The sequence below is a fragment of the Pseudomonas sp. LW8 genome (assembly GCF_041956865.1).
Lineage (GTDB): Bacteria > Pseudomonadota > Gammaproteobacteria > Pseudomonadales > Pseudomonadaceae > Aquipseudomonas > Aquipseudomonas siliginis.
Genome location: NZ_CP168138.1, coordinates 5,472,204 through 5,493,570, shown reverse-complemented (window position 1 = coordinate 5,493,570; position 21,367 = coordinate 5,472,204). Strand labels below are relative to the sequence as shown.

At 62.0% G+C, this 21,367-nt stretch carries 17 protein-coding genes; 12 read left to right on the top strand and 5 right to left on the bottom strand.

Translation table 11 applies throughout. From position 1 onward, the window contains the following. The first annotated feature begins 19 nt into the window (after window positions 1-19). From pepP to gcvP, 9 genes are all read left to right on the top strand, one after another. Window positions 20-1,354, top strand: a complete 1,335-nt coding sequence (gene pepP, locus AB9L16_RS24910; protein ID WP_041476895.1) for a Xaa-Pro aminopeptidase — start codon at window positions 20-22, stop codon at window positions 1,352-1,354. Further along, window positions 1,351-2,538 carry a 2-octaprenyl-6-methoxyphenyl hydroxylase gene (gene ubiH, locus AB9L16_RS24905; protein WP_150637069.1) on the top strand — a complete coding sequence of 396 codons (1,188 nt, stop codon included), beginning with the start codon at window positions 1,351-1,353 and terminating at the stop codon, window positions 2,536-2,538. Before pepP ends, ubiH begins: the two co-directional genes overlap by 4 nt. Further along, window positions 2,531-3,016, top strand: coding sequence for a DUF4442 domain-containing protein (locus AB9L16_RS24900; RefSeq protein WP_041476891.1), 486 nt, complete (start codon window positions 2,531-2,533; stop codon window positions 3,014-3,016). The genes ubiH and AB9L16_RS24900 overlap by 8 nt, the downstream gene beginning before the upstream one ends. A gap of 9 nt (window positions 3,017-3,025) precedes the next feature. Next, entirely contained in the window at window positions 3,026-4,243 is a 1,218-nt protein-coding gene (locus tag AB9L16_RS24895; protein WP_375123785.1) for a 2-octaprenyl-3-methyl-6-methoxy-1,4-benzoquinol hydroxylase, read from the top strand. A gap of 218 nt (window positions 4,244-4,461) precedes the next feature. Beyond that, window positions 4,462-5,466 (top strand): extracellular solute-binding protein, encoded by a 1,005-nt coding sequence (locus tag AB9L16_RS24890; protein ID WP_110599906.1) that lies wholly within the window; start codon window positions 4,462-4,464, stop codon window positions 5,464-5,466. Between the two features lie 243 nt (window positions 5,467-5,709). Further along, window positions 5,710-7,323: an ABC transporter permease gene (locus AB9L16_RS24885; protein WP_375122851.1), complete on the top strand. Its 1,614-nt coding sequence runs from the start codon at window positions 5,710-5,712 to the stop codon at window positions 7,321-7,323. A gap of 423 nt (window positions 7,324-7,746) precedes the next feature. Next, window positions 7,747-8,829: a glycine cleavage system aminomethyltransferase GcvT gene (gene gcvT / locus AB9L16_RS24880; protein WP_095181283.1), complete on the top strand. Its 1,083-nt coding sequence runs from the start codon at window positions 7,747-7,749 to the stop codon at window positions 8,827-8,829. Between the two features lie 47 nt (window positions 8,830-8,876). After that, window positions 8,877-9,260, top strand: coding sequence for a glycine cleavage system protein GcvH (gcvH, locus tag AB9L16_RS24875; RefSeq protein ID WP_095181284.1), 384 nt, complete (start codon window positions 8,877-8,879; stop codon window positions 9,258-9,260). Between the two features lie 236 nt (window positions 9,261-9,496). Continuing rightward, window positions 9,497-12,370: an aminomethyl-transferring glycine dehydrogenase gene (gcvP, locus tag AB9L16_RS24870; protein ID WP_375122850.1), complete on the top strand. Its 2,874-nt coding sequence runs from the start codon at window positions 9,497-9,499 to the stop codon at window positions 12,368-12,370. Window positions 12,371-12,556: 186 nt separating this feature from the next. Here gcvP and AB9L16_RS24865 read toward each other — a convergent pair whose 3' ends face one another. The 3 genes from AB9L16_RS24865 to AB9L16_RS24855 form a co-directional block, all read right to left on the bottom strand. After that, entirely contained in the window at window positions 12,557-12,877 is a 321-nt protein-coding gene (locus AB9L16_RS24865; RefSeq protein WP_172667868.1) for a DUF2388 domain-containing protein, read from the bottom strand. Between the two features lie 64 nt (window positions 12,878-12,941). Beyond that, entirely contained in the window at window positions 12,942-14,726 is a 1,785-nt protein-coding gene (locus AB9L16_RS24860; RefSeq protein WP_024014732.1) for a GspE/PulE family protein, read from the bottom strand. A gap of 92 nt (window positions 14,727-14,818) precedes the next feature. Beyond that, the gene (locus AB9L16_RS24855) at window positions 14,819-15,157 is read right to left on the bottom strand and encodes a hypothetical protein (protein WP_375122849.1); all 339 of its coding nucleotides are present in this window, start codon (window positions 15,155-15,157) and stop codon (window positions 14,819-14,821) included. Window positions 15,158-15,282: 125 nt separating this feature from the next. Here AB9L16_RS24855 and AB9L16_RS24850 point away from each other — a divergent pair, with 125 nt between their 5' ends. Beyond that, window positions 15,283-15,747, top strand: a complete 465-nt coding sequence (locus AB9L16_RS24850; RefSeq protein WP_375122848.1) for an Lrp/AsnC family transcriptional regulator — start codon at window positions 15,283-15,285, stop codon at window positions 15,745-15,747. Between the two features lie 106 nt (window positions 15,748-15,853). Here AB9L16_RS24850 and AB9L16_RS24845 read toward each other — a convergent pair whose 3' ends face one another. Next, window positions 15,854-17,224, bottom strand: coding sequence for an inorganic triphosphatase (locus tag AB9L16_RS24845; protein ID WP_041476882.1), 1,371 nt, complete (start codon window positions 17,222-17,224; stop codon window positions 15,854-15,856). Between the two features lie 156 nt (window positions 17,225-17,380). On the opposite strand from AB9L16_RS24845, the gene argE reads away from it, so the two are divergent. Both argE and argA read left to right on the top strand, forming a co-directional pair. Then, on the top strand, window positions 17,381-18,535 hold the full coding sequence (gene argE, locus AB9L16_RS24840) for an acetylornithine deacetylase (protein ID WP_375122847.1): 1,155 nt from the start codon (window positions 17,381-17,383) through the stop codon (window positions 18,533-18,535). A 262-nt stretch (window positions 18,536-18,797) separates the two neighbouring features. Further along, window positions 18,798-20,099, top strand: coding sequence for an amino-acid N-acetyltransferase (gene argA / locus AB9L16_RS24835; protein ID WP_016772647.1), 1,302 nt, complete (start codon window positions 18,798-18,800; stop codon window positions 20,097-20,099). Window positions 20,100-20,232: 133 nt separating this feature from the next. On the opposite strand, the gene tauA is transcribed toward argA, so the two are convergent. Continuing rightward, window positions 20,233-21,222, bottom strand: coding sequence for a taurine ABC transporter substrate-binding protein (gene tauA, locus AB9L16_RS24830; RefSeq protein ID WP_375123784.1), 990 nt, complete (start codon window positions 21,220-21,222; stop codon window positions 20,233-20,235). Window positions 21,223-21,367: the final 145 nt, after the last annotated feature.

Genomic DNA, 21,367 nt, shown 5'->3' with positions numbered 1-21,367 from the left:
CAGGGAAAGCCATCTGCCCATGACCCATATCCCCAAAGCGGAATACAGCCGTCGCCGCAAGGCCCTGATGGCGCAGATGGAACCCAACAGCATCGCGATCCTGCCCGCCGCCGCGGTGGCCATCCGCAACCGCGACGTCGAGCACGTCTACCGTCAGGACAGCGACTTCCAGTACCTCAGCGGTTTTCCCGAGCCCCAGGCCGTCATCGTCCTGATGCCCGGCCGCGAGCACGGCGAGTACATCCTGTTCTGCCGTGAACGCAATGCCGAGCGCGAATTGTGGGATGGCCTGCGCGCCGGGCAGGAAGGCGCGATCCGCGAGTACGGCGCCGACGACGCCTTTCCGATTACCGACATCGACGACATCCTCCCGGGCCTGATCGAAGGCCGCGACCGGGTGTATTCGGCGATGGGCAGCAACCCTGAATTCGATCGGCATTTGATGGACTGGATCAACGTGATCCGCTCCAAGGCGCACCTCGGCGCGCAGCCGCCGAATGAATTCGTTGCCCTGGATCACCTCCTGCACGACATGCGCCTGTATAAATCGGCGGCAGAAGTGAAGGTGATGCGCGAAGCCGCGCGGATTTCGGCGCAGGCGCATATCCGCGCGATGCAGGCCAGTCGTCCGGGGCTGTATGAATACAGCCTCGAAGCCGAGCTGGATTACGAATTCCGCAAGGGCGGGGCGAAGATGCCGGCCTACGGTTCGATCGTCGCCGCCGGGCGCAACAGCTGCATCCTGCATTACCAGCAAAATGACGCGCTGCTCAAGGACGGCGATCTGGTGTTGATAGACGCTGGTTGCGAGATCGACTGCTACGCCAGCGACATCACCCGCACCTGGCCGGTCAATGGCAGGTTCTCGCCGGAGCAGAAGGCGATCTACGAGTTGGTGCTGGCTTCGCAGGAAGCGGCATTCGCCGAGATTGCCCCCAACAAGCACTGGAACCAGGCGCACGAAGCCACGGTGCGGGTGATCACCGCAGGTCTGGTCAAGCTTGGCTTGTTGCAGGGCGAGGTTGACGAGTTGATCGCCAGCGAAGCCTACAAGGCTTTTTATATGCACCGCGCCGGCCACTGGCTGGGCATGGATGTGCATGACGTCGGCGAGTACAAGGTCGGCGGCGAATGGCGCGTGCTGGAGGTCGGCATGGCGCTGACCGTGGAGCCGGGTATCTACATCGCGGCGGACAATCAGAACGTGGCGAAGAAATGGCGCGGCATTGGCGTGCGCATCGAGGATGACGTGGTCGTGACCCGATCCGGTTGTGAAATCCTCACCAGCGGCGTGCCGAAAACCGTCGCCGAGATCGAAGCGCTGATGGCACAAGCAAGGACACACGCAGCATGAGTCGAGTCAATCTGGCAATCATCGGTGGCGGTCTGGTCGGCGCCAGTCTGGCGTTGGCGTTGCAGGCCGGGGCCAAGGCGCAGGGCTGGAAAATCGTCCTGATCGAACCGTTCGCCCCCGGCGACAACTGGCAGCCGAGCTACGACGCCCGCTCCTCGGCGCTGTCGTTCGGCTCGCGGCAGATTTATCAGCGCTTGGGCGTGTGGCAGGAAATTTCCCGCCGAGCCGAGCCGATCAAACAGATTCACGTCTCTGACCGTGGCCGCTTCTCCACCGCGCGCTTGTCGGCGATGGAAGAGGGTGTGCCAGCGCTCGGTTACGTGGTGGAGAACGCCTGGCTCGGCCAGTGCCTGTGGCAGCACCTCGACAAAGACGTGATCACGTGGCGCTGCCCGGCGGAAGTCACGCGCATGGAGCCGTTGGCCGATGGCTATCGCCTGACCCTCAACGATGAAACCACGCTGGAATGCGATCTCGCGGTGCTCGCCGATGGCGGCCGCTCCGGCTTGCGCGAACAGTTGGGCATCAACGTGCGCAAGCGCCCTTACAACCAGAGCGCGCTGATCGCCAACATCACCCCGAGCGAAGCGCACAACGGCATGGCCTTCGAGCGCTTCACCGACGAGGGGCCGATGGCCCTGCTGCCGTTGCCGGATAATCGCTGCGCCCTGGTGTGGACGCGGCTGGGCATGGACGCGCAGCGTCTGACCGAGTTGAGCGAGCGTGATTTTCTCAGCGAGCTGCAAGGCGTATTCGGTTACCGCCTCGGCACTTTGAAACAGGTCGGCGCACGGCATCTGTATCCGCTGTCGCTGATCGAAGCTGAAGAACAGGTGCGCTCGCATCTGGCCGTGCTCGGCAACGCCGCACACAGCCTGCACCCGATTGCCGGCCAGGGCTTCAACCTGTCGCTGCGTGACGCCGACGCCTTGGCTGCCGCGCTGCTGGCCAGCGACAAGCCGCTGGGCGACTTCGCCACGTTGCAGGCCTATCGCGAACGGCAGCGCCTCGATCAGGACCTGACGGTGGGCTTCTCCGATCAGGTCACGCGCCTGTTCGGCAGCACCCAGCCGCTGGTGTCGCTGGGGCGCAACCTTGGCCTGCTCGGCCTCGACCTGCTGCCACCGGCCAAGCGCTGGTTCGCCCGGCAGGCGATGGGCCTGGGAACCCGTCCGGATGCTTGAGTGGCTGAGCAACACATTCGGCAAGGCACGATTGATGCGCTGGGTAATGACCTGCTACCCGCCATATCTCGGCGCGGGTGTGCGGGTGCGGCACATCAGCGATGACTTTCGCGATGTGCAGGTGTCCATGGGGTTGGGCTGGTACAACCGCAACTATGTCGGCACCCAGTTTGGCGGCAGTCTGTATTCGATGGTCGACCCGTTCTTCATGTTGATGCTCATGGAAAACCTCGGTCCGAAGTACATCGTCTGGGACAAGGCCGCCGACATCGATTTCATTGCGCCGGGCAAAGGCCCGGTGTTCGCCCGGTTCAACATCGACCAGACCCTGCTCGACGAGATCCGCCGGCAGACCGCCAACGGCGAGAAATACCTGCCACAGTTGCAGGTCGACATTCATGACGGCGCTGGCAACCTTGTGGCGCGGGTCGGTAAAACCCTTTACGTGCGGCTCAAGCCGCAAGCGAGACAGGCCTAAAGCATGGAAATGCGCGCAGATGTGCTGATTGTCGGAGCCGGAATGGTCGGCAGCGCCCTGGCGCTGGCGTTACAGGACAGTGGGCTGGAAGTGCTGTTGCTCGACGGTAGCCCGCTGAGTGTCAAACCCTTCGCTGCCGAAGCGGCGTTCGAACCGCGCGTCAGTGCATTGTCGGCGGCGAGCCAGCGCATTCTCGAGCGCCTTGGCGTCTGGGACGGCATCGCCCAGCGGCGCAGCAGCCCGTACACCGACATGCACGTGTGGGACGGCAGCGGCACCGGGCAGATTCATTTCTCGGCGAGCAGCGTGCATGCCGATGTGCTCGGCCACATCGTCGAAAATCGCGTGGTCCAGGATGCGCTGCTCGAGCGTTTGCATGGTTGCGACCTCGGCATGTTGGCCAATGCGCGGCTGGAGCAGATGCGTCGCTCCGGCGATGACTGGCTGCTGACCCTGGCCGACGGCCGCACCTTGCGCGCGCCGCTGGTGATCGCGGCCGATGGCGCCAATTCTGCTGTGCGCCGTCTGACCGGCGTGGCGACCCGCGAGTGGGATTATCTGCATCACGCCATTGTGACGAGCGTGCGCTGCAGCCAGCCGCACCGCAAAACCGCCTGGCAGCGCTTTACCGATCACGGGCCGCTGGCGTTTTTGCCACTGGAGCGTGATGGTCAGCAGGACTGGTGTTCGATCGTCTGGTCGACCACGCCGGGTGAAGCCGAGCGCCTGATGGCACTCGAGGAGACGGCGTTTTGCGCTGAGCTGGAGCGAGCCTTCGAAGGGCGCCTCGGTGAAGTGATCAACGCCGATCCGCATCTGTGCGTGCCGCTGCGTCAGCGCCATGCCAAGCGCTACGTCGCTGAGGGCCTGGCCTTGATCGGTGATGCGGCGCACACCATTCACCCCTTGGCGGGGCAGGGTGTGAACCTTGGATTCCTCGATGCCGCCGTGCTGGCGGAAGTGCTCCTGCAAGCGCATCAGCGCGGTGAGCGACTGGCGGACGTGAAGGTGCTGAGCCGCTACGAGCGTCGGCGCATGCCGCACAATCTGGCGCTGATGGCGGCGATGGAAGGCTTCGAGCGGTTGTTCCAGGCCGACCCCCTGCCGCTGCGCTGGTTGCGCAATGCCGGGTTGAAACTGGTCGAGCAGATGCCCGAGGCGAAGGCGCTGTTTGTGCGCGAGGCGCTGGGGTTGACTGGGGATCTTCCAGCTCTGGCAAAGCCCTGACCGCCTCATTGAGGCTGATGGCCTTCGCGAGCAGGCTCGCTCCCACAGTTGAGATGCATTCCAATGTGGGAGCGAGCCTGCTCGCGAAAGCGTCCGCCCACTTACCGCAGTTTTGAGCCGTGCAACATCTGGTAACGCCTTCCCCCAGTGTTCGATTGTGGTGGTAAATGTGAGTCCTTATCATTTGGCCCACCTTTCCCGACCGTGAGACCACTCCCATGTTGGCACCCAAGCGTCTTCTGACCGCACTGGCTTTGACCCTGATCGGCAGCACCACTGCCCAGGCCGCCGATGAGGTGGTGGTGTACTCGTCGCGCATCGATGAGCTGATCAAACCGGTATTCGATGCCTACACCGCCAAGACCGGGGTGAAGATCAAGTTCATCACCGACAAGGAAGCGCCGCTGATGCAGCGCATCAAGGCCGAGGGCGAAAACGCCACCGCCGACCTGCTGCTCACCGTCGATGCCGGTAACCTGTGGCAGGCCGAGCAGATGGGCATTCTGCAGCCTTTCACCTCGAAAACCATCGACGCCAATATTCCTCAGCAATATCGCTCGTCCACCCACGCCTGGACCGGCCTGAGCCTGCGCGCACGGACCATCGCCTATTCCACCGAGCGGGTGAAGCCGGGCGAACTGACCACCTACGAAGCGCTGGCCGACAAGAACTGGGAAGGCCGCCTGTGCCTGCGCACGGCGAAGAAGGTCTACAACCAGTCGTTGACTGCGACCATGATCGAAGTCCACGGCGCCGAGAAGACCGAGAAAATCCTCAAGGGCTGGGTCAACAACCTGTCCACTGACGTGTTCTCCGATGACGTTGCAGTGCTGGAAGCGATCAACGCCGGGCAGTGTGACGTTGGCATCGTCAACACCTACTACTACGGTCGCCTGCACAAGCAGAAGCCTGAATTGCCGGTGAAGCTGTTCTGGCCGAATCAGGCCGATCGCGGTGTGCATGTGAACCTGTCGGGCATCGGCCTGACCAAACATGCACCGCACCCGGAAGCGGCCAAGGCGCTGGTCGAATGGATGACCACGCCTGAGGCACAGAAGATTTTTGCTGATGTGAACCAGGAATTCCCGGCCAACCCGGCGGTGGCGCCATCGGAAGAAGTGGCGGCGTGGGGCAAGTTTGTTGCTGATACGTTGCCGGTTGAGGTGGCGGGTAAACGTCAGGCCGAGGCGATCCGGATGATGGATCGGGCGGGGTGGAACTGAGGCGTTTCGTGTAACTGTTGATCTTTCAAGATCGCTCCCTCACCCCAGCCCTCTCCCGGAGGGAGAGGGAGCCAACTTGTTGCTTTCGAAACTTGAGTTCGACTCAATATCTCAGGTCGATGTAGTTTGCATGAGCACCTCGGTCAGTTCCCTCTCCCTCCGGGAGAGGGCTAGGGTGAGGGCGGCAATCCCAACCTGAAATACGCAATCCAAGAACACCCCAATCCCTCCAGAGACCCAAAAGTGGCCCACCCCGCCCAACGCCGCTGGTACCCCATCGTCTTCGCCATCGCCGCGCTGGTGTTGTTGCCCCTGAGCGTGTTGCTGCTGTCGTGGCAGACCATCGATCAGCAGATCTGGTCGCACCTGTGGCAAACCCAGATGCCGCGTCTGCTCGGCAATACCCTGACGCTGATCCTCGGCGTCGGTGTCGGCGTGATTCTGCTGGGTGTCAGCCTCGCATGGCTGACCAGCCTCTGTGAATTCCCCGGTCGGCGCTGGCTCGACTGGGCGCTGATGCTGCCCTTCGCCATTCCAGCGTATGTACTGGCGTTCGTTTTCGTCGGCCTGCTCGATTTCGCCGGCCCCGTGCAGTCCCTGTTGCGCGAATGGTTCGGCAGCGGCCTGCGCCTGCCTCGGGTACGGTCCACCGGCGGGGTGATCGTGGTGCTGGTGCTGGTGTTTTATCCCTACGTTTATCTGCTGGCGCGCACCGCGTTTCTGGCTCAGGGCAAAGGTTTGATGGAAGCGGCGCGGGTGCTGGGCCAGTCGCCGTGGCAGGCGTTCTGGCGGGTTGCGCTGCCGATGGCGCGTCCGGCGATTGGCGCGGGCGTGGCGCTGGCGCTGATGGAAACCCTCGCCGATTTTGGCGCGGTGTCGGTGTTCAACTTCGATACCTTCACCACGGCCATCTACAAAACCTGGTACGGCTTTTTCAGCCTGCCCAGCGCTGCGCAACTGGCCAGTCTGTTGCTGCTGGTGGTGATGCTGGTGCTGTACGGCGAGCGCCGGGCACGCGGGGCGAATCGGGCCAGCAACGAGCGGCCACGGGTGAAAGCGCTGTATCACCTGCGGGGAATCAAGGCCTTCGCGGCGACGGGCTGGTGTGGATTGGTGTTCGCCTGCGCCTTCGTCATCCCGGTGCTGCAACTGATCGTCTGGTTCTGGCAGCGTGGACGCTTCGATCTGGATGAGCGTTACGCCGGGCTGATTCTGCACACGCTCTATCTGGGCGCGATGGCGGCGCTGATCACCGTCAGCGTTGCGCTGTTGCTGGCGTTTGCCCGGCGCCTGGCGCCGACCCCAGCCATCAACTCCGGCGTCGGTCTGGCCAATCTCGGCTACGCCTTGCCCGGTTCGGTGCTGGCGGTGTCGATCATGCTTGCCTTCAGTTATCTGGATCGTGAGCTGGTGATTCCGCTTTCGTCATGGCTCGGCGGTGCGGGCAGACCGTTGCTGCTCGGCAGCCTCGCAGCTTTGCTGATGGCGTATCTGGTGCGCTTTATCGCTGTCGCTTACGGGCCGCTGGAAAGCAGTCTGGCGCGTATACGGCCATCTTTGCCCGAAGCGGCACGTAGCCTGGGTGTCAGTGGGCCGCGACTGTTTTTCAAAGTGTATCTGCCGCTCTTGCTGCCCGGCACTTTGAGTGCGGCGTTGCTGGTGTTCGTCGATGTGCTCAAGGAAATGCCCGCGACCCTCCTGATGCGCCCGTTTGGCTGGGACACGCTGGCGGTGCGCATCTTTGAAATGACCAGTGAAGGCGAATGGGCGCGCGCCTCGTTGCCAGCATTGACCCTGGTGCTGGTCGGGCTGTTGCCGGTGATCGGATTGATTCGACGTTCGGCGCACCGAAACTAGGGGGCGTTCTCGATTGGTTTCCCCACCGCGCCGGGTCTGCTGTTGTGCAGGGCAAGACGCGAGAAGCGTGGTTTGGTTGTTCCAAATAAGCTTCGAGCAACGCAGCCCTGCACAACAGCAGGCCCGGCCCTCCGGGTTGTGCCTAAAAGCGAGCCAGCCTGCGTTGCAGGCCTTGAAAAGGGAATACCATTCCCAGCGGCCTGCGCCTTGCCTGGCTCGCTTTTAGGCGACAACGCGGTGGGGAAACCAATTGAGAACGCCCCCGTAGTAGTGAGTCCTACATCATGCGGCTACAATGCGCGGCATTCGGTGCGGTTCGTCTGACAGACCCGTGCGCTGGAATCGGCTGCAAGCCTTATCCATCAAGGCTTTCAGCCGTAAAGCGGCGGTCCGCACCCTCGCCACGCCCGGAAGGAGAAACCCATGGGACAGCGTACGCCTCTGTATGACCTGCACCTCGCGCTCGGCGCGAAGATGGTCGATTTTGGCGGTTGGGACATGCCACTGCATTACGGCTCGCAGGTCGAGGAGCACCACGAAGTGCGCCGCGATTGCGGGGTGTTCGATGTTTCCCATATGACCGTGATCGATGTCACCGGCGCCCAGGCCAAGGCCTGGCTCCAGCATCTGCTGGCCAACGACGTCGAACGTCTGCACCGCCCCGGCCGGGCGTTGTACAGCACCATGCTCAATGAGCGCGGCGGCATCGTCGACGACATGATCGTCTATCGCCTCGACGACGCGTACCGGCTGGTGTTCAACGCCTCGACCCGCGATCAGGATCTGGCCTGGATGAACGCCCAGCTCGGCGCCTACGACGTGCAACTGCACGAGCGCGCCGAGCTGGCGATGCTTGCCATCCAAGGCCCGCAGGCCCGGCACAAGATTGCCGAACTGGTGACCCAGTCCCGCGCCACGCTGATCCAGCAACTCAAACCTTTCGAAGGCGCCATCGACGGCGACTGGTTCATCGCGCGTACCGGTTACACCGGCGAGGATGGCCTGGAAATCTGCCTGCCGGCCAATCAGGCGCCGGGTTTCTTCAACGACCTGGTCGGTGCCGGTATTTCGCCGATCGGCCTTGGCGCTCGCGACACCTTGCGTGTCGAGGCCGGAATGAACCTGTACGGTCAGGACATTCATCAGGACGTTTCACCGCTGGCCTCGAACATGGCCTGGAGCATCGCCTGGGAGCCGGCCTCGCGGCAGTTCATCGGCCGCGCGGCGCTGGAGGCGGAAAAAACCGCCGGCGTGGCGCACAAACTGGTCGGTCTGGTGCTGGAAGAGCGCGGGGTTTTGCGCGCTCACCAAGTGGTTCGCATCGCCGATGTTGGCGAAGGGGAGATCACCAGTGGTAGTTTCTCTCCTACGCTGAGCAAATCGATTGCCCTGGCGCGTGTACCGATGGCGACTGCCGACCGCGCCGAAGTGGAAATCCGTGGCAAGTGGTATCCGGTGCGAGTGGTCAAACCGACCTTCGTGCGCCATGGCAAAACCTTGATCTAACCTTTTCTGGCGGGTATGACCGCTGACCAATTTCCGAGGAACCGAAGATGAGCGATATCCCTGCCGAACTGCGTTTTGCCGAAAGTCATGAATGGGCGCGTCTGGAAACCGACGGCACCGTCACCGTGGGCATCAGCGATCACGCGCAGGAAGCGCTGGGCGACGTGGTGTTCGTCGAGTTGACCGAAGTCGGCAAGGTGTTCGCCGCCGGTGATCAATCCGGCGTGGTCGAGTCGGTGAAAGCCGCCTCCGACATCTACGCCCCGGTCAGCGGTGAAGTCATCGCGATCAACGAGGCGCTGACCGACTCGCCAGAAGAGCTGAATAATGACCCGTACGGCGCGTGGATCTTCAAGCTCCAGCCAAGCGACAAGGCCGAGCTGGACAAGCTGCTGGATGCTGCTGGGTACAAGGCTGCAATCGGCGAGTAAGTTGCCGGCAACACCCAAAGCCCCGATTCGTCGGGGCTTTTTTATGGGCGACGAATATCCCTTTGTGGGAGCGAGCCTGCTCGCGAAAGCGCCATATCAGTCAATGCCAAGGTTTCTGAAACACCGCTTTCGCGAGCAGGCTCGCTCCCACAGGGGCGGCGTGATCTTGAAAATTCGCCTGCTATGCTGGTTTGACCGTGTCGATTGACGCCAAGCGCCAGCCAGGAGAGCCCGTCATGTCCCAGTCGCCGTCCCTGAGCCAGTTACGCGATCCCGAAGCCTTCCTGCGCCGCCACCTTGGCCCGGATGCCGCCGAGCAGCAGGCGATGCTCGACAGCCTCGGCCTGGGCAGTCGTGCCGAGCTGATCGAGCAGACCGTGCCGCCGAGCATTCGCTTCAATCGCGCACTGGATCTGCCGCCGGCCCTCGACGAGCAGACTGCGCTGGCGAAACTGCGCGGTTATGCCGAGCAGAATCAGCTGTTCACCAGCCTGATCGGCATGGGCTATCACGGCACCGTGACGCCGACCGTCATTCTGCGTAACGTGCTGGAAAATCCCGGCTGGTACACCGCGTACACCCCATATCAACCAGAGATCGCCCAGGGCCGGCTCGAAGCCCTGCTGAATTTTCAGCAGCTAACCATCGACCTCACCGGCCTGGAACTGGCCAACGCCTCGCTGCTCGATGAGGCCACCGCAGCGGCCGAAGCCATGGCGTTGGCCAGGCGCGTGGCGAAGTCGAAGAGCAATCTGTTTTTTGTGGATGAAAACTGCCATCCGCAAACCCTCTCCGTGGTGCAGACCCGCGCCGAAGGTTTCGGCTTCGAGCTGGTCGTCGACGCGGTGGATAACCTGGCGCAGCACGAGGTGTTCGGCGCGCTGCTGCAATACCCCGACACCCACGGCGAAATCCGCGATCTCAAACCCTTGATCAACCACCTGCACGCACAACAGGCCCTGGCCTGCGTCGCTACCGATTTGCTCAGCCTGCTGGTGCTGACGCCGCCGGGTGAGTTGGGTGCCGATGTGGTGTTCGGTTCGTCCCAGCGTTTCGGTGTGCCGATGGGTTATGGCGGCCCGCACGCGGCGTTTTTCGCCAGCCGCGAGGAGTACAAACGAGCGATTCCGGGGCGGATCATCGGTGTATCGAAAGATGCTCGCGGCAACGTCGCGCTGCGCATGGCCCTGCAAACCCGCGAGCAACACATCCGCCGCGAGAAAGCCAATTCGAACATCTGCACAGCGCAGGTACTGCTGGCCAATATCGCCAGTTGCTACGCGGTGTATCACGGCCCCGAAGGCTTGAAGCGTATCGCCCAGCGCGTGCATCGCCTGACCTGGCTCCTCGCCGCGGGACTCGAGCGCAACGGCATCAAACGGCTCAACAGGCAGTTCTTCGACACTCTGACGCTGGAGGTCGGCGGTGCGCAAACGGCGATCATCGAAAGCGCTCAGGCGGCGCAGATCAACCTGCGCATTCTCGGTCGCGGCCGTGTCGGTCTGAGTCTGGATGAGACCTGTGATGAACACACCGTGGCGAAACTGTTCGATGTGCTGCTCGGCGCCGATCACGGCCTGAGCGTTGATGCGCTTGATGCGGAGGACATCGCCTCGGGAATTCCCGACGAACTCCAGCGCAGCACGCCGTACCTGCAACATCCGGTGTTCAACGCTCACCACAGCGAAACCGAGATGCTGCGTTACCTCAAACAGCTGGAAAACAAGGATCTGGCGCTCAATCAGTCGATGATTCCGCTCGGTTCCTGCACGATGAAGCTCAACGCCACCAGCGAAATGATCCCGATCACCTGGCCGCAGTTCGCCAATCTGCATCCCTTCGTGCCGAGGGAGCAGGCTGTCGGTTACACACTGATGATCGAAGAACTTGAGCGTTGGCTCTGCGCGATTACCGGTTTCGATGCTATCTGCATGCAGCCCAATTCCGGCGCCCAGGGCGAATACGCCGGGCTCCTGGCGATCCGTAAATATCACGAAAGCCGAGGGGAGGGCGCGCGGGACATCTGCCTGATTCCGTCGTCGGCCCATGGCACCAACCCGGCCTCGGCGCAGATGGCCGGAATGCGTGTAGTCATTGTCGAATGCGATGAGGCGGGCAACGTCGATCTGGATGATTTGCAGCTCAAAGCCGCCGAGGCCGGGAATAAGTTGTCGTGCCTGATGGCGACCTATCCGTCGACCCACGGGGTCTACGAGGAGGGCATCAGCGACATCTGCGCAGTGATCCACCAGCACGGCGGCCAGGTGTACATGGATGGCGCCAATCTCAACGCCCAGGTCGGCCTGGCCAGACCAGCGGACATTGGCGCCGACGTCTCACACATGAACCTGCACAAGACCTTCTGCATTCCCCATGGCGGCGGCGGGCCGGGCATGGGGCCGATCGGCGTTCGTGCGCATCTGGCGCCGTTCGTCGCCAACCATCCGGTGGTGCCGATTGACGGACCGCTGGCACAGAACGGCGCAGTCAGCGCAGCACCGTGGGGCAGTGCGAGCATTTTGCCGATCAGTTGGATGTACATCGCCATGATGGGCCCGCAACTGGCGGACGCCAGTGAGGTGGCGATTCTGGCGGCAAATTATCTGGCGCAGCATCTATCCGGGGCATTCCCGGTGCTTTACGCCGGGCGCAACGGCCGGGTGGCGCATGAATGCATTCTTGATTTGCGCCCACTGAAGGCTCAGACCGGCATCAGCGAGGAAGACGTTGCCAAGCGGCTGATGGATTACGGCTTCCACGCGCCGACCATGTCCTTCCCGGTGCCTGGTACATTGATGGTCGAGCCGACCGAGAGCGAATCCAAGGCAGAACTCGACCGTTTCATCGCTGCGATGCTGAGTATTCGCGCAGAGATCAATGAAGTGCAGAAGGGCAACTGGCCGGGCGAAGACAACCCGCTCAAACGCGCGCCGCATACGCTGGCCGATGTCACTGGGATCTGGGAACGGCCCTACAGCATCGAACAGGGCATTACCCCGGATGCGCACACTCGATTGCACAAATATTGGCCGGCGGTGAATCGGGTGGATAACGTTTACGGGGATCGCAACCTGTATTGCGCGTGTGTCCCGGTGGATGATTACCGCTGATCTCTAAATCCACCGCCGTCCCTGTGGGAGCGAGCCTGCTTGCGAAAGCAATCGTCCAGCCAGCATTTTCGGTGACTGGCTCACCGCTTTCGCGAGCAGGCTCGCTCCCACAGGGTTTTGTATCGGTTTCAGAAGACGGGCAAAAAAATGCCGCTCGATCGAGCGGCATTTTCATCGGCGCAACGTTTATTCGGAAGCCACGGCGTTCTTCGCCAGAATCGCGTTCGCCAGTTCCATGTCCGAAGCCTGCAGGCCCGGGTTGTCGGCGCGGACTTTCTGCATGGCTGCTTCCAGGTACGGGCCACGGATGCCGCCATCGCTGGCGACGAAGCTGCCGGCGTCGTCCTGGGCGGCGACGATCAGCTTGTGATCCTTGAAGGTCAGGTAGGTCGAACCGGTGGTGGCGCCGGAGGAGATGACGTTACGCCAAAAGCTGTCCGCCATGGCCGAACCAACAGGAAGCGACAGCAGGGCCAAGGTGGCGACAGCGAGTTTGAGACGCATGATGAGGTGACTCCTGGGATTGACTACGGCGTTGGATAGCCGATCCCCGATCCAGTTCCGTGCTGAATTATTTCAACTCACTTTGCGGTGTCACCCGCAGCACTTCCTCCACCGTGGTCAGCCCCGCCGCGACTTTCTGCGCGCCGGACAGGCGCAGGCTGCGCATGCCTTCCTTGAATGCCTGACGCCTGATCGCGGTGAGGTCGGTGTCCGGGGTGATCAACGCTTTGAGGCTGTCGCTCAGTTGCATGATTTCGTAGACCCCGGCGCGCCCGCGATAGCCGGTGTCGCGGCATTCCAGGCAACCGATCGCTCGCTGCGCATTGCTCGGCAGCGGCGCTTGCCAGGGCCGGGTCAGGGTTTGCCAGTCTTCATCCTCGAGCGTCAGTGGCGCCTTGCAGTGCGGGCATAACGTGCGCACCAGACGCTGAGCCATAACGCCGAGCACGGTGGCTTTGATCAGGTAATGCGGCACACCGAGTTCGAGCAAACGGCTGATGGCGCTAGGTGCATCGTTGGTGTGCAGGGTGGACAAGACCAAGTGGCCGGTGAGTGCGGCCTGAATCGCCATTTCCGCAGTTTCCAGATCGCGGATCTCGCCGATCATGATGATGTCCGGGTCCTGCCGCATCAGTGCGCGCACCCCGGCGGCGAAAGTCAGCTCAATGTTGTGCTGCACCTGCATCTGGTTGAAGGCCGGCTCGACCATTTCGATCGGGTCTTCGATGGTGCAGAGGTTGACCTCCGGCGTCGCCAGTTTTTTCAGCGTGGTGTACAGAGTGGTGGTCTTGCCCGAACCGGTCGGCCCGGTGACCAGAATGATGCCATTGGGCTGGCGGGTCATGTCCTGCCAGCGGCGCAGGTCGTCGGCGCTGAAACCCAACTGGTCGAAATTCTTCAGCAGCACTTCCGGGTCGAAAATCCGCATGACCATTTTTTCGCCGAACGCTGTCGGCAAGGTCGACAGACGCAATTCCACTTCGCCGCCGTCCGGGGTCTTGGTCTTGACCCGGCCATCCTGGGGTTTGCGCTTTTCCGCGACGTTCATGCGACCAAGGCTTTTCAGGCGACTGACGATCGCCATGGTCACCTGCGGCGGGAATTGATAGACGTTATGCAGCACGCCGTCGATGCGAAAGCGCACGGTGCCGTGCTCGCGGCGCGGTTCGATGTGGATATCGCTGGCGCGCTGCTGGAAGGCGTACTGGAACAGCCAGTCGACGATGTTGACGATGTGCGCGTCGTTGGCGTCCGGTTCCTGGTCGCTGGCGCCGAGATTGAGCAGTTGTTCGAAATTGCCGAGGTTGCCGCCCTGGGCGTCGGCATTGCTGGCGCCGCTGACCGATTTGGCCAGACGAAAGAATTCGACGCTGAAGCGCTGGATGTCGACCGGGTTGGCCACAACGCGTTTGATCGGCAGCTTCAACACGTGGGTCAGGTCGGCTTCCCAACCGCTGACGTAGGGCTGAGCGCTGGCCACGGTGACCGAATCGCGGTCCACGGCGACGGCGAGAATCTTGTGGCGCTGGGCGAAGGCATAGGACATCAGCGGCGTGATCGCCGCGACATTGATTTTCAGCGGATCAATGCGCAAATACGGCTGACCGGCCTGTTGCGCCAGCCACAGGGTCAGGCTTTCCAGATCCAGATGTTTGCCCGGACGGCTGAGGTCGTCGAGTTGCTGGCTGGCGATGAATTCCAGCGGATGCATCTGCCCGTGAGCAGCATGGCGACGGCGGGCATTGAGCGCCTGTTCCGCCGCGTCCTGGCAGATGAAGCCTTGGGCGACCAGTTCCCGTAATACATCGTTGAGGTCCAGCCAGCGGTCCTGAGTGACAAATTGAACGGACATGCGGCTTTCCTTTTTAAGCGTCATGCGCAAAAGGATAGTCGTGGCTCTGCTGACCGTTGGGCCACTACCCGACGAAGCCGTTGCCGGATTTGTCAGCCGGCAGCCTGGGCGGGCGCTTGCCACGCGGCGTCGGCGTTGTGCAGGTCCACCGCGCAGACGCTGATCAGGTTGCGCAGTTTTTCCGCGATCACTTGCGCGCGATGCCAGCTCAGGCCGCTCATGAGCAGATCGATCGACAGCAGATCGTCCTGGCGCTGGACGTTGACCTGCTCCGGCGTCAGAAACTGCAAAGCGAACAGATTCAGCACCCGCACCAGCAGATCCGGCTCGGCCTCGGCAAGGATTCGGTACTGCGCCAGGCAGTGAGCGTTGTTGACGTTCCAGACATCGGCGCGGGCAGGCGCGCTGTTCACGGCTTCAAGATGCGGCATGGCAAATCTCCAGATCAGTGGAGAAATTTTTACATTCGGTGCGGGGTATTTCTTGGCTATGATCGGCGTCTGAACGGATTTATCGAAAGAGTTGATTCGTGAAAGCTGATCATTGAGGATTTTTTATGCACAGCGAACTTGATGCCTACGACCGCAAGATCCTCGCCTTGCTCCAGGAAGACGCTTCGCTGTCGAGCGCGGAGATCGCCGAGCAGGTCGGCTTGTCGCAATCGCCGTGCTGGCGGCGGATTCAGCGGATGAAGGAGGAGGGCATTATTCGCGGTCAGGTGACCTTGCTGGATCGCAAGAAGATCGGCCTGAACACGCAGATCTTTGCCGAGATCAAACTCAACGCTCATGGGCGTTCGAACTTCACTGAATTCACCGAGGCGATTCGCGGCTTTCCGGAAGTGCTGGAGTGTTATGTGCTGATGGGCGCTGTGGATTTCATGTTGCGCATAGTCGCGGCGGACATCGAGGCGTACGAGCGGTTCTTCTTCGAGAAGCTGTCGCTGGTGCCGGGGATACAGGAAGTGAATTCGATCGTGGCGCTTTCTGAAATCAAGTCCACCACCAGCCTGCCGGTCTAGTGCGGATGGCCTTTGTGGCGAGGGGATTTATCCCCGCTGGGCTGCGCAGCAGACCCCGCTTGATCGTGCCCACGCAGAGCGTGGGAACGATCAGGTGGGAAGGTGTTTAGCTGCGCAGGAGGATTTTCCAGGCGCGATTCTGGTACACCGCAATCGCCTGATGCTTGCGTGCATCGAGCAGTTCGTCGGTGATGGTCGGCTCGTTGGCCAGTTGCGCCAGTTTGTTCAGCTCACCGTACAGGCGATCCATTTCCGGGATGTCCAGCACGTTGCGCGCATGGTGCAACCAGACCTGAATGCGTTCGATACGCGGCAGTTGTTCAGCGAGATCTTCCGGCTGCTGCTGATAGCGTTGCAGCTGCAGAGCAGTGGCTTCTTCGCCGAGCAGACGCGGCAGCCAGCTGTGCAGTTGCGCGTCACCCTGACGATTACCGCGAGTGTTGCGGTCGGCGGTCCAGGTCCGGGCCAGCAGCCAGCGTGAAGCGTTCAGCGAGAACTGGCCCCAGCGCGGGTCTTCCAGTTCTTCGAGGAACTGCTCCGGCGCGGCCTTGCGCACGTCTTCGTCTTCGATGCCGACCTGTACCAGTGGACGCCAGTCTTCCAGCAAGGCATCGAGGGCCACGCGCAAATCGTGGGTCGACTGACGCGGCGCAGCCTGGCCGAGGCTGCTGAGCAGGGCGCGCATTTCCGCGAGGTTCTCGACCCAGTCCTGCAGCAGACGCCAGTGGCCGTTGAAGCGATATTGTTCGGCCAGACGCTGGCTGCTGCCGAGCAGATGCCAGCTCAGCGCGGCGAAGGCGTCGTCGAGACGGGTTTCGGTGGTCAGCTGCGGCGCTGGCAGGCTCAGCGAGTAGCTGTTGGCGTCGTGCAGGCGATAACCACGCTCGGCCTTGCTGATATCGCATGGCATCAGCGCCAGGGTTTCGGCCAGTTCGGCAGCCAGTTCCAGCAACGCAGCAGGCTCGCCTTCGCGCAATTCCAGTTCCAGCTCGCAGATTTCTTCTTTCTGCTTGCCGACCACCACGTGACCGAGATCCAGCGCGGCTTCAATGACTACTTTGGTCTTGCCACGGCCCCAGGCGATTTCGGCGCGCTCGCGGACGAAATCGGTGGTGAAGATCGGCTTGAGGGTTTTCTTGTCCAGCTCGGCGAGCGACTCTGGCCAGCATTCGCCGTCGAGTTTCTTCACGTCGAGCTTGGCTTTCGGCAGTTTCCAGTCGTACTCGTTACGCTCGGACAGACCGGCGACGCTCTGGCCACGGGTCTTGAGAGTTTGAATCACTTCGTCACCGTCCTTGCGCAGGCGCAGGGCGACCTTGGCCTGGGCGAGGTCGCGCTCGGGGGTGTCGAAGTACTGGTTCATCAACTCACGGCGTTCCCAGCCACTTTTGTTGCGTTTCTTCAGCAGCGGGTGCTCGCGCAGGGCAGCGAGGGTTTCGCGGCTGACGCGGAGTTTGATTTCAGTTTCTTTTTGCATGGCCGGAACATCCAGAATCGGGAGCGCAGCCGGGGGAATGTGTGGCTGCCAAGGCCGTGCAGTGTACAGGAGTCAAACTTCCTACGCCCTGCGGCGGTTTATTCCGCGCGCCGGATGGTTCTATAGTGGGCCTCAATCCGGGACCTGGAGTCAGTGATGCCATTGCCGTCCATGCAAGACCAGTTCGCCGCGCTGATTGCCGCGCCATCGGTCAGCTGCACCCAACCGAACCTGGACCAGTCCAACCGCGCCGTCATTGATCTGCTGGCGGGCTGGCTCGGTGACCTGGGTTTCAGCTGCGATATCCAGCAGGTCAGCCCCGGCAAATTCAATCTGCTCGCCAGTATCGGCAGCGGCCCCGGCGGCCTGGTGCTGGCCGGGCACAGCGACACCGTGCCTTATGACGACGCGTTGTGGCAGACCGATCCGCTGAAGCTCACTGAAGTCGATGGTCGCTGGGTCGGGCTGGGCAGTTGTGACATGAAGGGCTTCTTCGCGCTGATCATCGAAGCCGTGCGGCCGCTGCTCGATCAGCCGTTCAAGCAACCGCTGCTGATCCTCGCCACCTGCGACGAAGAAAGCTCGATGTCCGGCGCCCGCGCACTGGCCGAGGCCGGGCAGCCGCTGGGCCGCGCGGCGGTGATCGGCGAGCCGACCGGGCTCAAGCCGGTTCGCATGCACAAAGGCATCATGATGGAGCGCATCGACATCCTCGGGCAGAGCGGCCACTCCTCGGATCCGCGCCTGGGCCACAGCGCCCTTGAAGCGATGCACGATGCCATCGGCGAACTGCGCGGTCTGCGTCTGTTGTGGCAGCGTGAATTCAGCAACCCACAGTTCAGCGTGCCGCAACCGACGATGAACTTCGGCTGCATTCATGGCGGCGACAATCCCAATCGCATCTGCGGCCAGTGCTCGCTGGAATTCGACCTGCGGCCGCTGCCGGGCATGGACCCGAGCCTGCTGCGCGCGGAAATCCTGCGCAAGCTCAACCCGGTGGCCGAGCGGCATAAGGTGAAAATCGATTACAAACCGCTGTTCCCGGAAGTGCCGCCGTTCGAGCAGTCCGAAGATGCCGAACTGGTGCGCATCGCTGAAAAGCTCACCGGCCATCGCGCCGAAGCAGTAGCGTTCGGCACCGAAGCGCCTTATCTTCAGCGCCTCGGCTGCGAAACCATCGTCCTCGGCCCCGGCGACATTGCCTGCGCGCATCAACCCGGCGAGTACCTTGAAATGTCACGTTTGCAGCCTACCGTGCATCTGATTCGGCAGTTGATTGAACATTACTGCCTGACGACAGACGAACGATGACGGCCCTGTGTGGGAGCGAGCCTGCTCGCGAAAGCGTTTTGTCAGTCGCCATTGATGAACCTGATCCACCGCTTTCGCGAGCAGGCTCGCTCCCACAGGGTTAAATGTCTTGCATCAACCCGGTAAATTGCCTGCACCCCAACCCGTATTCATGAGGAGAGCGCGCGTGTCGCCAAGCCTGTTCCGACGATAACCATCAGCCCGCTGTGCGTTTTTCGTTTCGCCCCTTTTTTCGGCTGCTCTTTATTACAGGCCCAGGTTCATGCCCGAATACGTCAATTGGCTTCGCCACGCGTCCCCATACATCAATGCCCACCGCGATTGCACCTTCGTCGTCATGCTGCCCGGCGACGGCGTCGAGCATCCGAATTTCGGCAACATCGTCCACGACCTGGTCTTGCTGCACAGTCTTGGCGTGCGTCTGGTGCTGGTGCACGGCTCGCGCCCGCAGATCGAAACCCGCCTCGCCGCCCGTGGCCTGACCCCGCATTACCATCACGGCATGCGCATCACCGATGCCGCGACGCTGGAGTGTGTGATCGATGCGGTCGGCCAGTTGCGCATCGCCATCGAAGCGCGGCTGTCGATGGACATGGCTTCGTCGCCGATGCAGGGCTCGCGCCTGCGCGTGGCCAGCGGCAACCTCGTCACCGCGCGGCCGATCGGTGTGTTGGAAGGTGTCGACTATCACCACACCGGTGAAGTGCGTCGGGTTGATCGCAAGGGCATCAACCGCCTTCTCGACGAGCGCTCGATCGTATTGCTGTCGCCGCTGGGCTATTCGCCGACCGGCGAAATCTTCAACCTTGCCTGCGAAGACGTCGCCACCCGCGCCGCGATTGATCTGGGCGCGGACAAGCTGCTGTTGTTCGGCGCCGAGCTCGGCCTGATCGACGAGAACGGCAAACTGGTCCGCGAACTGCGCCCGCAACAAGTGCCGGCCCATTTGCAGCGCCTCGGCATGAGCAACTATCAAGCGGAGTTGCTCGATGCCGCCGCCGAAGCCTGCCGTGGCGGCGTGGCGCGCAGCCATATCGTCAGTTACGCCGAAGATGGCGCGCTGCTGACGGAGCTGTTCACCCGTGACGGTGGCGGTACGCTGGTGGCGCAGGAGCAGTTCGAACTGGTGCGCGAAGCGGCGATTGAAGACGTCGGCGGTTTGCTCGACCTGATCAGTCCGCTGGAAGAGCAAGGCATTCTGGTGCGCCGCTCGCGGGAAGTGCTGGAGCGCGAGATCGAGCAGTTCAGCGTGGTCGAGCGCGAAGGCATGATCATCGCCTGTGCGGCGCTGTATCAGATTGCCGATTCCGATGCCGGCGAACTGGCGTGTCTGGCGGTGAATCCGGAATACCGCCACGGCGGACGCGGCGACGAATTGCTGGAACGCATCGAAACCCGCGCGCGGGCGCAGGGTTTGAAAACCCTGTTCGTACTCACCACGCGTACTGCGCACTGGTTCCGCGAGCGCGGGTTCGAGCCAAGCAGCGTCGAACGCCTGCCAGCGGCACGGGCGTCGCTGTACAACTATCAGCGTAATTCGAAGATCTTCGAAAAGACCCTCTGAACAACAGCGAGGTCTGTGGCGAGGGGATTTATCCCCGCTGGGTCGCGTAGCGGCCCCCTGTGTTTTCACTTGGAATCGCTGGGGGACTGCTGTGCAGCCCAACGGGGATAAATCCCCTCGCCACTTTCTGCATTCAGTCAGTGATGAATTTGGCGCTGACGTACGGCGAATAATCCGCCAGCACTGTCTCGACCTTGCCCTGTTCCTTCAAGAATTTCGCCGTTTCGGCAATGGCCTTGGCGGTGCCGCCGTCCAGCAGCGCCTTGCTTTGCTGCGCCTTGGCATCCGGGAACGCCGAACCGGCCAGCAGTTCCGGTACATCTGCTGCGTTGGCACCGGTCAATTTGGCGATTTTCTGCACAGGCACCGAGTCGGCCGTCCAGCTGTCTTTGTGCGCGGCGTAATCAGCGAACGAATCCAGGGTGACCTTGGCGAATTTCGCCACGACCTCGGGATGCTTCTCGGCAAAGTCCTTGCGCGCGACCCACACCTCGAAGGTCGGCGCACCCCACTGGCCGACCTGGGCGGCGTCGGTCAGGGTCTTGCCGGTCTTGCGGATCTCGCCTAGCGCCGGCGACCAGACAAACGCACCATCAATGTCGCCACGCTTCCACGCGGCGGCGATTTCCGCCGGTTGCAGGTTGACCACTTTGACTTGCGAAGTATTCAGGCCCCAGTGCTTCAGCGCTCCAAGCAGACTGTAGTGCGAGGTCGACACGAACGGTGTGGCGATGGTTTTACCGATCAGGTCCTGCGGTTTGTCGATGCCGCTGCCGTTGCGCACCACCAATGCTTCGGCGGCATTGATCTGTGCCGAAACGATGAACGCCACGATCGGCAGATTGCGTGAAGCAGCTGCTGCCAGGGGACTTGAGCCAAGGTTGCCTATCTGTACGTCGCCAGAAGCAATGGCAGTGACGACTTCCGGGCCGCTGTTGAAACGACGCCAGTCGATCTTCTCGCCGATGGTTTTTTCATAGACACCATCGGCCTGCGGCACTTTGCTCGGATCGATCCCGGTCTGGTAGCCGACCGTCAGACCGGCGGCATGTGCGGAAAAAGAAAACAGTGCCGACACACAAACTGTAACAAATTGACTTGATAGTGCGCGTTTCGCCATGATGCGTCGCCTTTTCGATGGGATTTGCCGTGTTGGGAGTACGGCAAAGCTAATCGATCTAAAAAAAGGTCAGCAAATACCATTTAGGAATGAGCTTAGGCGCCGATACGCTGTTTCCCGGCGCGGATGGCCATTAATGGGCCATATG

Excerpts from the sequence above, each read along its gene's own strand:
- pepP (WP_041476895.1), top strand. The coding sequence starts at position 20 with ATGACCCATATCCCCAAAGCGGAATACAGCCGTCGCCGCAAGGCCCTG.
- ubiH (WP_150637069.1), top strand. The coding sequence starts at position 1,351 with ATGAGTCGAGTCAATCTGGCAATCATCGGTGGCGGTCTGGTCGGCGCC.
- AB9L16_RS24900 (WP_041476891.1), top strand. The coding sequence starts at position 2,531 with ATGCTTGAGTGGCTGAGCAACACATTCGGCAAGGCACGATTGATGCGC.
- AB9L16_RS24895 (WP_375123785.1), top strand. The coding sequence starts at position 3,026 with ATGCGCGCAGATGTGCTGATTGTCGGAGCCGGAATGGTCGGCAGCGCC.
- AB9L16_RS24890 (WP_110599906.1), top strand. The coding sequence starts at position 4,462 with ATGTTGGCACCCAAGCGTCTTCTGACCGCACTGGCTTTGACCCTGATC.
- gcvT (WP_095181283.1), top strand. The coding sequence starts at position 7,747 with ATGGGACAGCGTACGCCTCTGTATGACCTGCACCTCGCGCTCGGCGCG.
- gcvH (WP_095181284.1), top strand. The coding sequence starts at position 8,877 with ATGAGCGATATCCCTGCCGAACTGCGTTTTGCCGAAAGTCATGAATGG.
- gcvP (WP_375122850.1), top strand. The coding sequence starts at position 9,497 with ATGTCCCAGTCGCCGTCCCTGAGCCAGTTACGCGATCCCGAAGCCTTC.
- AB9L16_RS24860 (WP_024014732.1), bottom strand. The coding sequence starts at position 14,726 with ATGTCCGTTCAATTTGTCACTCAGGACCGCTGGCTGGACCTCAACGAT.
- AB9L16_RS24855 (WP_375122849.1), bottom strand. The coding sequence starts at position 15,157 with ATGCCGCATCTTGAAGCCGTGAACAGCGCGCCTGCCCGCGCCGATGTC.
- AB9L16_RS24850 (WP_375122848.1), top strand. The coding sequence starts at position 15,283 with ATGCACAGCGAACTTGATGCCTACGACCGCAAGATCCTCGCCTTGCTC.
- AB9L16_RS24845 (WP_041476882.1), bottom strand. The coding sequence starts at position 17,224 with ATGCAAAAAGAAACTGAAATCAAACTCCGCGTCAGCCGCGAAACCCTC.
- argE (WP_375122847.1), top strand. The coding sequence starts at position 17,381 with ATGCCATTGCCGTCCATGCAAGACCAGTTCGCCGCGCTGATTGCCGCG.
- argA (WP_016772647.1), top strand. The coding sequence starts at position 18,798 with ATGCCCGAATACGTCAATTGGCTTCGCCACGCGTCCCCATACATCAAT.